11 protein-coding genes are annotated in these 15,158 nt (G+C 62.7%); all 11 read left to right on the plus strand.

All coding sequences use genetic code 11. The features are described from left to right. Nucleotides 1-679 precede the first annotated feature (679 nt). Complete coding sequence (locus ACVI1L_RS24415; RefSeq protein WP_456784027.1) at nt 680-1,855, plus strand: ABC transporter ATP-binding protein; 1,176 nt, start codon at nt 680-682, stop codon at nt 1,853-1,855. Continuing rightward, nucleotides 1,855-2,817 (plus strand): carbohydrate ABC transporter permease, encoded by a 963-nt coding sequence (locus tag ACVI1L_RS24420; protein WP_456784028.1) that lies wholly within the window; start codon nt 1,855-1,857, stop codon nt 2,815-2,817. The genes ACVI1L_RS24415 and ACVI1L_RS24420 overlap by 1 nt, the downstream gene beginning before the upstream one ends. A gap of 164 nt (nt 2,818-2,981) precedes the next feature. Further along, nucleotides 2,982-4,292: an ABC transporter substrate-binding protein gene (locus tag ACVI1L_RS24425; protein ID WP_456784029.1), complete on the plus strand. Its 1,311-nt coding sequence runs from the start codon at nt 2,982-2,984 to the stop codon at nt 4,290-4,292. Nucleotides 4,293-4,829: 537 nt separating this feature from the next. After that, complete coding sequence (locus ACVI1L_RS24430; RefSeq protein WP_456784030.1) at nt 4,830-5,528, plus strand: cyclase family protein; 699 nt, start codon at nt 4,830-4,832, stop codon at nt 5,526-5,528. A 302-nt stretch (nt 5,529-5,830) separates the two neighbouring features. Beyond that, on the plus strand, nt 5,831-6,037 hold the full coding sequence (locus ACVI1L_RS24435) for a hypothetical protein (protein WP_456784031.1): 207 nt from the start codon (nt 5,831-5,833) through the stop codon (nt 6,035-6,037). Next, nucleotides 6,034-7,446 carry an amidase gene (locus tag ACVI1L_RS24440; protein WP_456784032.1) on the plus strand — a complete coding sequence of 471 codons (1,413 nt, stop codon included), beginning with the start codon at nt 6,034-6,036 and terminating at the stop codon, nt 7,444-7,446. The genes ACVI1L_RS24435 and ACVI1L_RS24440 overlap by 4 nt, the downstream gene beginning before the upstream one ends. 26 nt (nt 7,447-7,472) lie before the next feature. Then, nucleotides 7,473-8,525 carry a hypothetical protein gene (locus ACVI1L_RS24445; RefSeq protein ID WP_456784033.1) on the plus strand — a complete coding sequence of 351 codons (1,053 nt, stop codon included), beginning with the start codon at nt 7,473-7,475 and terminating at the stop codon, nt 8,523-8,525. Nucleotides 8,526-9,042: 517 nt separating this feature from the next. Next, a complete protein-coding gene (locus tag ACVI1L_RS24450; protein ID WP_456784034.1) occupies nt 9,043-9,888 on the plus strand; it encodes a carbohydrate ABC transporter permease in 846 nt (281 codons plus the stop codon). A 17-nt stretch (nt 9,889-9,905) separates the two neighbouring features. Next, nucleotides 9,906-11,171, plus strand: a complete 1,266-nt coding sequence (locus ACVI1L_RS24455) for an extracellular solute-binding protein (protein ID WP_456784035.1) — start codon at nt 9,906-9,908, stop codon at nt 11,169-11,171. A gap of 65 nt (nt 11,172-11,236) precedes the next feature. After that, nucleotides 11,237-13,954 (plus strand): CehA/McbA family metallohydrolase, encoded by a 2,718-nt coding sequence (locus ACVI1L_RS24460; protein ID WP_456784036.1) that lies wholly within the window; start codon nt 11,237-11,239, stop codon nt 13,952-13,954. Nucleotides 13,955-14,038: 84 nt separating this feature from the next. After that, nucleotides 14,039-15,148, plus strand: coding sequence for a hypothetical protein (locus ACVI1L_RS24465; protein ID WP_456784037.1), 1,110 nt, complete (start codon nt 14,039-14,041; stop codon nt 15,146-15,148). Nucleotides 15,149-15,158 lie beyond the last annotated feature (10 nt).

A 15,158-nucleotide genomic window follows, 5' to 3' on the forward strand; every position in this document is an offset into this window, starting at 1 on the left:
AAACTTATCGGCGTGTTTCGCTGGCGACCGATAGCATGAAGGTCGTCGGGGTACACGCGACGAGATTCTACGCGCATCCGACCGATCATGCTCGGGTGTGACCATCCCGTCCGTCCTGCGCGTTCCCGTTCCGGGTACTGGTCGATGGCAGCGACCTCGGATGTCCTACCCTTCGTCCAGCGCGGGTCATTCGCTCCAACGCGCGCAAAAATCCGCTTCTGATCGTGCGAGCTCGACCGCGATCGGGCCACGTCGGAGCTGGCGGTCGGCCAAAACGACGGCGGGGCGAGCAGCTGATATTCATGACGGCGTTGCTCGATGCGACAAGGGCGTCAAACACGAAGCATGGCGGCAAAGGGCGCCCGATGCATTTACTCCCGGCTCGCCGTCGCGCACCGCGACCGCCAATCCCGATCGGAAGGCAGCGGCAGATGTAAAGCGCAACGGAAGTCAGCTGCTTGAAATGCCACGCGTTCGCTTGTCCTTAGTGCGTCGCTGTTCGCAGCGACGTGATCAACGTCAGCGCTGTGTCTTGGGAGCTGCTCAGAGCTCGCATCGTATGTTTGCAATTTCACATCGAGTTATTCGATGATTGTCATTCAATCGTAGCGAAACGCGTCTTGAACCGGTCGCGAACTGGCGAACACGTCAGGTTTCATGATGGTCTGGAAGCGAAGCTATGGCATCCCTGCAGGTTGACGGCGTTCGGAAGAACTATGGCCCGACATCCGTGCTGCGGGGGGTGTCACTGTCGATCGCGGACGGCGAGTTCCTGACGCTGTTGGGGCCATCGGGCTGCGGAAAGTCGACGCTGCTGCGCATCGTGGCCGGGCTCGAGGTGCAGGACGCGGGTTCGATTTCGATCGGCGGGCGTGCAGTGGATGGGCTACGGCCAAAGTCGCGGGACGTCGCGATGGTGTTCCAGTCCTACGCGCTCTATCCCCATATGACGGTCGCCTCCAACATGGCGCTGCCGCTCCGGATGCGCCGTCTGTCGGCGATCCAGAGGCTATCTCTCCTCGGTCGTCTGGTGCCGGGGCACGCGCGGATCACCGCGGAAATCGAAGCGGAGGTGACGAGAGTGGCCCGCTCGCTCGGCATCGCACATCTGCTGGGCCGCAAACCGGGACAGCTCTCCGGCGGCCAGCGGCAGCGCGTGGCCGTGGGCCGGGCGATGGTGCGCCATCCCGCCGTTTTCCTGATGGACGAGCCGCTGTCCAACCTCGACGCCGCTTTGCGAGTGCAGATGCGCGCCGAGATCAAGGAACTGCATCGGCGGCTCGGCGCCACTTTCGTCTATGTCACCCATGATCAGGCGGAGGCCATGACCCTGTCGGACCGGGTCGCCGTGATGCTTGACGGCGAGCTGCTGCAGGTCTCGCGTCCGCAAGACATTTATGCGAACCCCGATGACAGACGTGTTGCCGAATTCATCGGTTCGCCGAGGATCAACTTGCTCGATGGCGTGGTGCGTGAACGCGGCCTGATCGATGTTGCCGGGTCGACGCTCAGGATCAAGGCCGATGCGGCTGCCAGCGCACCTCTCACCCTCGGCATCCGCCCCGAGGCCCTTGAGCTTGCCGAACATGGCGGACCGGACACGCTAACTGGCTCCGTGCGGCTCGTCGAGCATATGGGATCGGATCTCTTCGTGCATCTTAGCCTGCCTGGCGTCGATCAGCCTGTGCTCGCGAGATTGCGGGCCGAACGCGCGCCCCAGATCGCATCTGGCCAGACCCTGCATCTCGGCGTGCGGGCGGATCGGCTGCTGCTCTTTGCTCGCGACGGACGGCGGTTGCGCCAAGACGTGCGGCAGGGCCGGGAATCGCTCCCGGCGATCCGGGAGATCGCCTGATGAACAGGACCGTCGCGCTTTCCGGCGCCGCCGACGAGCCTTGCCCGATCGCTGGCGATCGGACGTCGTCCGGCGCGGAGCGCAGGGGAAGTCTTGCGCAAGCGCTGGCTGCCTGGACGCTTGCCGCGCCTGCCACTTTCTTTCTGGTCGTGCTGTTTTTTCTGCCTGTGACGGCGGTCTTCGTCATCGCTCTCACAGACTGGCAGTTCGGGTCCCGATCTCTTTCGTTCGTCGGCCTCGCCAACTTCCGACAGGTGCTAGCCGACCCGGGATTCAAGGCCTCGCTCCTCAATACGATCCTCTACGTCCTGATCGTCGTGCCGGGCACTGTCGTGGTCGGTCTTCTGGTCGCGCTTCTTGTCGAAAGCGGCAAATCCTGCCGGTCTTTTTACCGCGCCGTCCACTTTCTGCCGTTCATGGCGACGATCACCGCCACGGCGATCGCCTGGGACGCGCTGCTGCATCCAACGATCGGTCTCATCAACCAGACGCTCGCCGCCTTCGGCCTTCCGGTCGCCAACTGGTTGCGTGACGAGAATACCGCGCTGCCGGTGCTCGCCGTCATCGGTATCTGGCAGAACCTCGGCTACGCCATGGTGCTGTTTCTCGCCGGCCTCAAAAGCATCCCGCAGGACCTTTACGACGCGGCCGACATCGACGGCGCGGATCTTGGGCTCGACCGGCTGCGTACCGTCACGCTCCCCATGCTTGGTCCGGTATCCATGTTCGTCGTCATCGTCGTGGCGCTGAGGGCGTTCGAGACGTTCGACACCGTCAAAGTGCTTACGCAGGGAGGGCCCGGTCACGCGTCCGAGGTCCTGCTCTACACGCTGTATCGGGAGAGTTTCGAGTATCTGCACACCGGATATGGCGCGGCGGTCGCTGTCGTCTTTCTCGCCATCGTCGTGACGCTCACGCTGATTCAGGTCCGCGCCATGGACAGATCGGTGCATTATCAATGAGCGTCATGATGTCGGTCGGCAGCTGTCGCCGCTTGCCGCGTTTCGTCGACATGCCGTGCTGTCCGTCGGCCGGACGCCTGGTCCCGTCGATCTCCGCTGATCGGATCGCTTTCGCCAAGGTCGCCGCGCGAAAACTTTTCGGGGCTCTCGGACGGTTCGTCGGGATGGGCGGCGAAGCCAGGCACACGACGGATCAAGGGAGACGATCGATGTTTCCTTCGCGCAGGTCGTTCCTGTCGATGGCATCTGCTGCGGCCGCAGCGCCGGTGCTCAAAGCCCACGCGCGACCACAGACAACGATCAGGGTCTGCTATGCTCCGGCCTCGCTCAAAGGCCTTTACGAGACGCTCGCGCGGCGTTTCATGGAGGCGCGTCCTGATATCAGGATCATTCTTGATGGTCCCGCGGTCGACTACGACAGTCTTGTCCAGCAGACGTTGCGGCAGAACATAACGAAGCAGCTGCCTGACATCACGCACCAGGGGCTGAACCAGATCCGCCCTCTGGCCGATCGCGGAATCGCGGTGCCGCTTGACCGCTTCATCGCGGGCGATCCGGCCTGGAACACGATCGGCGTTCCAGATGCCATGACGTCGTTCGCGCGCTACGACGGGAAAACCTATGCGCTCCCGTTCGCGATTTCCGTTCCCGTGCTCTTTTACAACACGGATCTCGTCAGGAGGGCCGGCGGCGATCCCGACAACCTGCCCCAGGACTGGGATGGCGTGATCGCGCTTAGCAGGAAGATCGTTGGCCTCGGCGAGGGCACCAGCGGCCACTATGTCGAATACACCAACAACGGCTGGTCGTTCCAGACGCTGGTGGGCGCATTTGGCGGCCGCATGATGAGCGAGGACGAAACAAGGATCGCGTTCGACGGCCCCGCCGGTCTTCAGGCGCTGCAATTGTTGCACCGCCTCGGAATGGAAGGTCAGCCTGCTTTTGAAAGGGACCAGGCGCGGCAGGCGTTCCGGGCCGGAACGCTCGGTATACTCTTTGGCGCAAGCAGCGCCCTGAACGGTTACCAGCAGTCCGCCGCCGGCAATTTCGAGCTCAAGGTCGGATCGATCCCGGTCTCCGCGGAGACGGACAAACTTCCAGCCGCCGGCAACGGCATCGTCGTGCTGACTGACGACCCCGACAAGCAGAGGGCATGCTGGGACTATATCAAATTCGCGGCAGGGCCGGCCGGTCAGACCATCATGGTCGAGGTGACCGGCTACGTGCCGGTGAACCAGGCGGCGATCAACGATCCTGGCGGACTCGGCAGGTTCTTCGACCAGCACCCCGAACATCGCATCGCCAATCAGCGCATTTCGATGATGACCGGTTGGTTCTCGTTTCCAGGCGAGAACAACTCCAGGATCATCAAGACCATCGAGGATCATTGCTACCTCGTGGTCTCGCAGAAGCAGGATCCGGCCGCAGCCCTTTCAAGCCTCAGAGTGGACGTTGATGCGCTGCTGCCACGCTGAGCAAAGCTCGTCTGCGAGCGCCCACAATCCGTCGTCCGTCGCCGCTGCCAATCTTTCCTGCTTCGCGGGAAGGACGAACCGAGAACGCGATGAATCCCGCTCGAATACGCTCGCATCCGGAGAACCGGGATGTTCGCTTTATCCCTCTCGATCGACGCGCCCGCGATCCATGACGAGTCGGACAGGATGGCGGCCATCCGATCGCCCCGGGGCGAGCTGCCAGGGCGTCGTTTCCTGGAAACTATCGTGGAGTGCATTGGATCGACAAGCGGTCTTGCGGACTGCCGGGCGACGGTTCGCATCGAGCGGGAGGACCGCTCGATGCGGACGCGCAGAGATCTCGTCCGCGAGCGCCGACGGTCCTGATGTCCCGGCTCAAAACGAAGTGCAGGCGAGAGAAGGAAGCTCCTCGTGGCGAAGCCGGGGCTCGACGTTCGCGGCGAGCATGATCGGCTGGAATCCAGTTCCAAAAGGGCCCGTGGCGTGATCGGCGCGCCAGGAGACCCCCAAAGATGAAGTTACCAGGAGATGTCAGGCATGCCACTGATCGATCTAAGCCGCGAACTACACCATCGCGCCCCGGCGCCCCATTTGCATCCGCCGATCATCATGGGAGTCTGGAACGATCACGACGAGATCAAGCAGGCCGGCGCGACGCGCTTCACCTCGAAATCCTGGGCGCTGTCGCTCAGCGACCATTCAGGAACCCATGTCGACGCGCCTTGCCATTTTAACCCGGATCCTCAAGCGCCATCGATCGACCAGATTCCCCTGGAGGATTTCTATACCGAGGCGATCTGCCTCGATCTATCGCATGCGCCGTTGAGGCACGAAATCACGGCTGCCGAGATGGAAGAGGCTCTCGTGCGATCAGGCCAGCAGATCAGGCCGCGCGACACTGTGCTCATCGAGATGGGCGTGAACCGACGCCTGTGGGGGACGCCCGGCTATCTGCACGACTTTCCTGGCCTTCATGTCGATGCCGTGCATTGGCTCGCCGACCGCAAGATTCTGATGTTCGGCGTCGAGGCGATCAGCCCGGCACCGGAAGGCGAGGCCAATTACAAGGCGCACCTCGCCTGTGCGGCCCGCGGCATCACGCATATCGAGTGCATGTGGAATCTCGACAGGCTCGTCGGCAAAGGCCGATTTCGCTTCATCGGATTTCCGCTCAGGATTCGGGGCGGTACTGCGAGCCCGATCCGCGCGGTCGCCGTCCTGGACGAACAGGGCTAGCGGGCCGATGCTCCGTTTGCGCAGATGCGATCGCGGATCGCGGGCCGCAGCGCGCCATCCACAATCGCGAGCTCGCGGCCCATCATGCGGCGACAACGTCGCTTTCGGGCAGAACCGCGGCGCTGCGCCTTACGGACTTTCGCAAGTGTTCTGCATCTCGCACCGCTCATCCCGGTTCGTCACGACCGATCGCGAAGATGCTGCTGACTTTTGCTGGCATGACTGGAGGGAAAAATTCCGCGCGGATCGCACGAGCATCGTTGCCTGATAGACCGTAGCAGGGGGGCGTTGAGCGCATTGGCATGCTGAAAAAGGAAACCATATCCGATCTGGCGAACGAGTTGCACGGTTTGCCGTTGGAGGACCTACGTGCGGCAGCGCTGGCTGATCATGTCGTCCGCCTGAACTCGCTTGTCCGGGCGAGCGCATCGCAGCTGGCAAGAGGTGATGAGCCGGCGCAGTTTGCCCGGATGCTGGCACTGCTGAAGCGCCCGAGGGCTTCGTCGTGACGGGGGATATCACGTCGTTGGGCCTGTGCGAGCTGGCGGACGCGATCAAACAAGGCCGCATATCGTCCTACCAGGCGGTCACGGCCTGTCTCGACCGGATCGATGCGTGGCAACCGCGCATAAACGCTTTTGTCGCGATCAGTCGGGAAGAAGCGCTGGCGTCGGCCCGGGAAGCCGATCGCAGCCTTGCTGAGGGTCGCATCCTCGGTGCCCTGCATGGCGTGCCGCTTGCGCACAAGGACATGTTCTCGAGAGCCGGCCGGGTCCCGAGCTGCGGCACGCGGATTTTTTCGGGCGAGATCGCGAGCGGAACCGCGACCGTGCTGCAGCGGCTGGACGCCGCCGGCGCTATCGAGATCGGGACCCTCAACATGACCGAGCTCGCGGGCTTCGATACGCCGGGCGAAGAGCCGTTGGGGGCATGTCACAACCCGTGGAACACGCGACGATTCAATCCAGGCTCATCGTACGGACCGGCTTCCGCGCTGGCCGCCCGCCTGACCTTCGGCTCTCTTGGATCCTGCACGGGAGGATCGATCCGCATTCCCGCTGCCGCATGCGGTGTGGTGGGGCTGAAGCCGACCTGTGGCCGGGTTAGCCGGCATGGCGCACTCACTCGCTCCTGGTCTCTCGACACGATCGGGCCGATGGCGCGCACGGCACGTGATGTGGCCAGAATGCTCGGCTGCATCAGTGGCTTTGACGCGCGTGATCCGACCTCCAGCGATGAAGCGGTTCCGGATTATGAGGCTGGCCTTTCCATAAGGCTCGTCGGGATCCGCGTTGCCGTCCAGCGGCGGTTCTGGTCCACGGTGGATGACCATGTGGCCGATGCATTGGCGAGCTTCCAGGAAGCTTTGGCGCGCAAAGGCGCCACCATCGAGCCAAAGGATCTTCCCGACGGGCACCTGCTTTGGGACCTCGCCTCGGTGCTCAGCGATTGCGAAACCGCGACCGTGTTCGGCCACCATCTGCGCCAGCACGGCGCCGAAATCACGCAGCCCAATCGCGATCAGCTGCAACGCGGCAATTTCATTCCGGCGACGCGTTATCTCGAGGCGCTGGCGTTGCGGGGCCGCTACCTGCGTGAATTCTGTGAGCAGGTATTCGCAGATGCGGATGTCCTTGTAACGCCGGCCTTGCCAGTTTCGCCGCCGACGATCGAGGAGATGCGCGACCGGCGCTTCGCCGAAGACTTCAACCGCAGCCGCGTCGTCAACATTTACACGAGGCCTTTCAACTATCTGGGACTGCCCGCACTGACGGTGCCTTGCGGTTTCACCCCGGACGGCATGCCGGTCGCCTGCCAGCTCGTCGGCCGGCCATTCGACGAAGTCACGCTCCTGGCCGTCGCCCACGCCTATCAAGGCGTCACCGACTGGCACCTCCGATTGCCACCGATTCACTAAACACGCTTCAAACAGAGAAAACGATCATGACACGACCGGAAACCGGACGGCTGTTCGCAGGCGAACAGCGTGTGGAGTTCGCTGAAATAGCTGGCCTGAGGTACTTCAGAGATGGCAGCCGCGACCGTCCGCTTGTGATATTTTTGCCCGGCGGGGTGCATCTGGCTCGCATTTGTTACGGCGATCCATGTTCCGATCGGACCGATTTCCTGGACCACTGGCTGGAGCAAGACGGTCTAGGGCTCCTTGCCCTGTCGTATCCGACCGATCACCCTTGCATTGGCGCGATCGTCCCTGACCTGACCATCGCGGGCTGGGCGAGCTGGATCGCTTCCGTGACCTCCGAGGTCCTGCGCGAAACGCCGGACCGTCCTGTCGTGGTCGCCATGTGGAGCATGGCCGGTCGTTCTGTCGCCGCCGTCAACACGGCACTGAAGGCCCGCGGTATCGATGCCGCCTGCTTTCTGTCGCTGGCCGCTTCGCCGCCGATCGCCGGGCTCAATTTCGTACAACGGGGTGGCGATCCGCTGACGCCGGACGGCCTCTGGACAGGAGGCGTGTATATCGATGGGTTCCTGCCAAGCCTCTCGTATCAAAACCAGATCAATGGTCACAGGATTCTCGACGAACAATCGTATCTTGAGAATTATCTCTGCAACACGCCCGTCATGCTCCGGGGCACTGCCCAACGTTTCTCGGGTGGGGGTTCGTTCTGGAATTTCGAGCACGCTCATGACGACATGAAGGCCTCTTCCTTTTCCGATTTTCCGTTGACCGCGACGATCAGTCCCACGGATCGCTCCGACGACGGGCACGCGCTGGGTGACCGGAGCAACTGGAATTTCTTCAATATACAGAAGATCCGCGCGCAAGCCCACGCGCTCGATTTCGATGCCGCACGGTGGAGGGAACTACGTGCCTTGACCCAGACGCTTCCCTCGCGTTTATCCAGAGACGTCGTTGGCGGGCATTTCTTCTTCGTAGGCGCACGCGGGGCTGAGCAAACAGCTCGTCATATCACCGATTTGTCTTCCGAGGTGCGCAAGCTTCGCGCCGAAATCAATGCGCTGCTGGAATGAAATTCTGCACGACCAGGAGTCCATAAAGCACCTGAGGCAAGCCTTCCTGAATCGCCGCGATAGCGGACGCGTTCAAGACTGCGATCCGCAATGCGCGCGCGAGATCATCATGTGCGTGATCCGGCACTGGGTTCCTTTTCGTCTGGATTGGGAGTGCTCATAAGCCGAGCGCCGTCCGTGGACAGACGAACGCTGGATTTGTCGCCTGAAACTCATTCGATCTCTGAGGAGCGAACGCTGGCCTGTGAGGCATCGCATTCTGCGCAGCAATAGATCGAATTATTCGATGCGCGTCATCCACTCGTAGCAATGTGGGTGTGTTTGCTCTCCCGTAACGGCGACGCGTTCGATCACAGGCGCTGCAGCTGTGCTTCGCAACGGTTCGATGGGTAGTGGCCATGGACGTGCATCTATTGAGAGCATCAGAACTGGCGGAGGCCGCAGCTGTGGTTTCCGCCGTGGTCATGACACTCACCACGCGCCAGGTCCGCGCCATGGACGGCGCGGTGCGCTGCCAATGAACAGCATCGCCCCTCCGAGCCGCCTGTCGCCAGCTGCCGCGATGGTTCGGCATGCCGTGCTGCTTGTCACCACCACTTTGATGCTCGCTCCTTTCGTGTGGATGGTGCTGCTGTCGATCAAGCCGCCGGGCGAGATCTTCCGCGCTTCCTTCTGGCCCACGCAATTCCACGGCGTCGAGAATTACACCAAGGCGCTCACCGAGTCGCCGCTGCCGCGCTATTTGGGCAACGGCCTCATCGTCTGCACCCTTATCCTGTCGCTCCAGATCATTGTCTGCGCCCCTTGCGCATATGCGCTCGCCAAGCTCCGCTTTCCCGGTCGCGACCTGCTGTTCGGCATGGTTATGATCGGTCTGCTGCTCCCGAAACAGGTGCTTTCCCTGCCGCTCTTCATCCTCGGCTACCAGCTCGGGATCCTCAACACCTACGCGGCGCTCGTCTTCCCCTACGTTGTCTCGCCCTTCGGCATCTTTCTGTTCCGGCAGTTTTTCAGGACCGTTCCTGACGACGTGGTCCACGCCGCACGTCTCGACGGCCTTTCCGAGCTCGCGATCGTCTGGCGGATCATGCTGCCGATGGCTCTGCCGGCGATCGTCGCCTTCTCGATCTTTTCGGTCGTCGGTCACTGGAACGATCTTTTTTGGCCGCTGATCGCGGTGCGCGACCAATCGCTGATGCCGCCGCCGCTTGGCATCATGGCCTTCAAAAACGGGGAGGCCGGCAACGACTACGGTCCTCTCATGGCGGCATCCACCCTCGTCGTGCTGCCCCTTGTCATCGCCTTTCTCGCTGCCCAGCGCTGGTTCGTCGAGGGCCTGACCGGCGGGGCCGTCAAACAATAGACCAATGGAGCCGATCGATGTTTCTTTCACGCAGGGCTTTCCTGTCGACTGCGACTGCTGCCGCCGCGACGCCGATCCTGAACGCCCGTGCGGGTTCGCGGCTCACGATCCGCCTTTCCTATGCGTCAGCCCCCGCGCGGGGGCTGTACCAGTCGCTCGCGCAGGGTTTCATGGATGCGCGCCCCGATATCAACGTCGTTCTTGATAGTCCCGCCGTCGACTACGACGGTCTCGTCCAGCAGACATTGCGGCAGAACATAACGAAGCAGCTGCCTGACATCACGCATCAGGGGCTGAACCAGATCCGCCCCCTGGCCGATCGCGGGATCGCGGTGCCACTCGATGGGTTTATCGCGGGCGATCCGGCCTGGAACACGATCGGCGTCCCGGATGCCGTGACGTCGTTCGCGCGTTACAGCGGGAAAACCTATGCGCTCCCGTTCGCGATTTCCGTTCCCGTGCTCTTCTACAACATCGATCTCGTCAGGAGGGCCGGTGGTGACCCCGACAACCTGCCCCAGGACTGGGAGGGGGTGATCGCGCTTGGCAGCAAGATCGCTGGCCTGGGCGAGGGCACCAGCGGCCTCTATGTCGAATACACCAACAACGGTTGGTCGTTCCAGACGTTAGTGGGCGCCTTTGGCGGCCGCATGATGAGCGAAGACGAAACAAGGATCGCGTTCGATGGCCCCGCCGGTCTTCAGGCGCTGCAATTGCTGCAGCGTCTTGCAAGGGAAGGTCAGCCGGCGCTCAACACCGAGCAGGCCCGGCAAGCATTCCGGGCAGGAACGCTCGGCATCCTGTTCACTGCAAGCAGCTTGTTGACAGGTTTTCAGCAATCGGCGGCCGGCAATTTCAAGCTGAAGGTCGGATCATTGCCGGTCGCTTCACAGACCGCAAGGCTTCCGGCAGGCGGCAATGGCATGGCCATCCTGACTGATGATCCCGACAAGCAGAAGGCGTGCTGGGACTATATCAAGTTCGCGGCAGGACCGGCCGGTCAGACCATCATGGTCGAGGCGACCGGCTACGTGCCGGTGAACCAGGCGGCCATCAACGATCCTGGCGGGCTCGGCAGGTTCTTCGACCGGCACCCCGAACATCGCATCGCAAGTCAGCGCATTTCGATGATGACCGGGTGGTTCTCGTTTCCGGGCGAGAACAACTCCAGGATCATCAAGACCATCGAGGATCACTGCTACCTCGTGGTCTCGCAGAAGCAGGATCCGGCCGCGGCCCTTTCAAGCCTCAGGAAGGACGTCGATGCGCTGCTGCCACACTGAGCAAGACCCCTTTCATCCATGCTGCAAACCGAAGGCACTTGTCGCCGACTTCGACCGGGAGCGAAATGAAGCCTATCCAGCCTGATCTTGACTCCTCTGCGACGCAAGGCGGCCCTCGCTTTATTTCGATCGATCTCGCGCCGTATGCCAATGCGGGACCGCATCAGGCCGCCGACGGCGAGTGGCGCTGGAGCGAGAGGGGACCGGCAGTGCGGCAATGGCCCTCCGGCGGCGGCGCTGCTCTGGAAGGCTTCCTCGCAGGCCGCCAGTTTTTTCATGGCATCCCGTTCAACCTTGTTGATCCCGCAGGCAATAATGGGCGTTGCTGGCTTGCATTGACCGACCGGGCAGGTTCGTTCGTGCGGCGAGAGACGGTCCGATTGCAGAAGCCGCAGCGCGCTGCCGGCATTCTGGCTGCTCACTTTACCGATCTCGAACAGCGGAACGCGAAGAGCGGCGAACTGCTGGCGACCTACACAATTGTGTTTGCTGATGGTGGACGTGTGCGCGTTCCCGTCCGGCGGCGATTCGAAATTGCAGGGCGGCAAGGGACAATCGGCACGCAAGGGTATGCTGCACTACCTCACACGCACTATCAGCCATTGCACCCGAGCCTCGAGAGCCAGGACCTGCCGGTCGACAGCCGTGCGCGCTTTACCGGCATCACGACCGTCCCGGCAGGCAGCCGCCAGACCTACTGGCTGATGGCGCTCGAAAATCCCTCGCCGATGAAAGAGATCGTCGCGATCGAGTTGACGGCTCACCATGCCGATCTGGTGCTGATCGCGGGAATTACCCTCTCGGTCGATTCAGCCAATCCGCTGCGCCGCGGGCCTAGGGAAGGCGTGATCATCGACCTCGCCGCCCTGGCCGGCAGCAAGATCAGCGAGGTTTGTCCGGATGACTACGGGCCGGATCCAGGATTTGTCCCGGTCAGCGGTGTTGCGCCCGGAGAGCTCGCTCTGGCCATCGACCTCGGGGCGATTACCCAATGTTCGGTCTTGCCGCGGGAATCGACCGAGGAGTGGCTGGCTGCTTCGGTCAAGGGGTGGGGAGCGCCGCTGCCTCAAGGGCCGGCTACCGCGATCTATGCGCAGATCACGGCTGCGCAACAGGCCCACTTGCTCCTGCGCAAGGGAAATTCACTTCTCAGGTTTCGCTGGCAGGATATTCTCGAGAACAGGTCGCCGATCAAGCTGGCCGCTCACGATTGGGTCCGGATCTCGGTGCGGGTGGTCGATGCCGCCGACAGCAAGGAGCTGCCTTCACGTGTTCATTTCCGCGGCGAGCACGGCGAGTATTTGCCACCGCTCGCTCATGCGGCATTTGTCGACGATGCCTGGGGCCAGAACGTCGGGGGCGACCTCAGGCTCGGCAGCATGAATTATGCCTACGTTCCTGGCCGTTTCGAAATCATGCTGCCCGTTGGAAAAATCGCCGCCGAAATCGTTCACGGCTTCGAATACAAGGTCATCCGCACAGCTCTCGAGATTCAAAAAGGGCGAACCGAACTGCTCTTCGAACTCGAGCGGTGGAGCGATATCCGCCGGCGCGGCTGGTATTGCGGCGATGTCCATGTCCATTTTCTCGATCCCGTGACAGCCGGGCTGGAAAGCGCGGCGGAAGACGTCAACGTCACCAACCTGCTGGCCGCTCAATGGGGCCGCGCCTTTACAGGTGTTAGCCACGGCATTGCCCGCGAACACGACAATGGCTCACGCGATCGAACAGTACGCGTCGACAGCGAAAACCGTCATCACATGATGGGTGACGTCTTTTTGCTGAACCTCAAGGAACCGGTCCTGCCGCTATCGAGTGGCGGGGCGGAACGGGACGAGATCGGCGGTTGGGAGGACGTCAGCCTGGTTGACTGGTGCGCGGCCTGCAAGATGCAAGGCGGCCTCGTGTTCAACCAGCTCACTCCCACGCCGCATGCGGAGGCGACTGCAGCCATTGCGCTGGGCCTGATCGACGCTGTGGAAGTCAGATGGTTCAACTTCGATTTCACGGCCCATCTCCACATCGACGGTCATTGGGGAGAGACGCCGTTTGACTGTCCTGGCGTCGGGCAATGGTACACCTACCTCAATGCGGGCTATCGCTTGCCTGCTGTCGGGGGCACCGACAAGATGTCCAACGGCACCGCGCTTGGCGCGCTGCGCACCTACGCCTTCCTCGGCGATGACGGGCAATTCGATTACGGCAGATGGTGTACCGCCATCGCGCACGGACATACGTTTGTCTCCACAGGCCCGATGCTGGAACTGTGCGTCGACGGGAGGATGCCTGGGGAAGAGATTCAGCTGGCTGAGGGGGGCGGGCAACTGCGTATCAGGGCGGAAGCCCGCTCGTCCCAGCCCTTTGAAGTCATCGACCTCGTACAGAATGGTCAGGTCATCGCCAGCGCGAAGGCAGGTGCTGACGGGCTGGCGGCTAGCCTGGATGCAACGGTCACCATCGACCACAGCTCATGGCTCGCGGCGCGTTGTTTCGGCCGCGGCAGGTTGCACACACAGCACCCCATCGACATCGGTGCCCATACGTCAGCTGTCTACGTCGTCGTCGGCAACCGCCGTCAAAGCTCGACGAGGGATGCAAGCGAGTTGCTCACGCTGTTGGAAGGAGGCGCAGCCTACCTGGAGAAGCTTGCCGTTTGGCGCAGCGATCACCAGCGCCGACGTCATCTTGCGCGCCTGGACGAGGGGCGGCAGGCGATCCTGCGCGATCACCCGACGGCACGTCCGAACTGGATAACCGCGGCCGGCCAAAAGGCTGGTGACTGATGCCTCGAGCGCGATCACACCAATTTTGCACAAGGATCGGGGTTTCGTCGGCTCGTGCTCTGCTGCACCCTTGGGGACGGATTCATGATCCTGTCCGGCCCTGAACAAAACGCCCGGGGGCGGTCGCGGCCCTTCGACCGGGAGGAGCTCGTCGCGAATGCCGCGGGCGAGTTTCTGGTGCACGCTCGTCTCGAACCCGGTGCGCCCGTCGTGCTGTTCCTGCCAGGAGGAGCCCACCTGGCGCGCGTGGCCTATGGTCATCCCGAAGCGCGGCGCGAAGATTTTCTGGACTACCATCTTCAGGCCTTTGGATTGGCGCTGCTCGCCATCTCCTATCCGAGCAGTCATCCGGTGTTTTCCAAGCCCGATCCCTTCATGACGCTGTCGAGGTGGGCGGCGGGGGTGGCGGACGTCACGGCGAACATGGTCGGCAGGCGGCCCGTGCTGGTGGCCGGCTGGAGCATGGCCGGCAAGGGCGTGTTGCGCCTCAACCGTGCCCTGAAGGAGCGCGGGGTCCTTATGATCGGCTTTGTGTCGCTTTGCGCGCGTCCGCCCTGGCCGGGCCTCTCGCCACGCCTCGCGGAAGGCGAGCCGGTCACGGCAGATGGTCTGTGGGATTCCAGCCTCTACCACTGCAGCACGATTGCGGGCCTGGAAGAGGTGAACCGGCTGGCCGGCCGCACGGTCATCAGTTTGGAAACACAAGGCATCCACTATCACGGCGAGGGCCCGCTCATGCTTCGCGGCGAGATCGATCGCCTCGATGTGGATGGCCGGTTCACCAGCCTTGAAGCCGCCCTGGCAGACTCGCAGGCCTTCACCTTCGAACAGGCACCGTTGTGCGCGACGATTTCGCCGACGGCATCCTCCGACGCTGAGCACGCTTTGGCGGATGCTGCGATATGGAGCGCGATTGGTCTAATGGGGCTGCTGCGCAACCATCTCGCAGGAACTGATCTCACGCGGCTGCCGCCGGAGAGCTGGGGGCGGCTGCGTGCCCTGGCCGGGCAATGGCCGACGGTCATGAACCGTACCGTCGAGGGAGGGCACTTTTTCTTTGTCGGCGAAACGGGCGCACGCGCAACGGCCAGCGCGCTGGCGGATATCAACCGGCAACTGACAGCCGTGACGGACGAACTGCGGGCCTTCAAGGATCTTGAGCCGTTGCCAGCAGCGGAGGACCGGGATGGCTGACCTCGGCTGA

The organism is Bradyrhizobium sp. USDA 4516 (genome assembly GCF_054055915.1).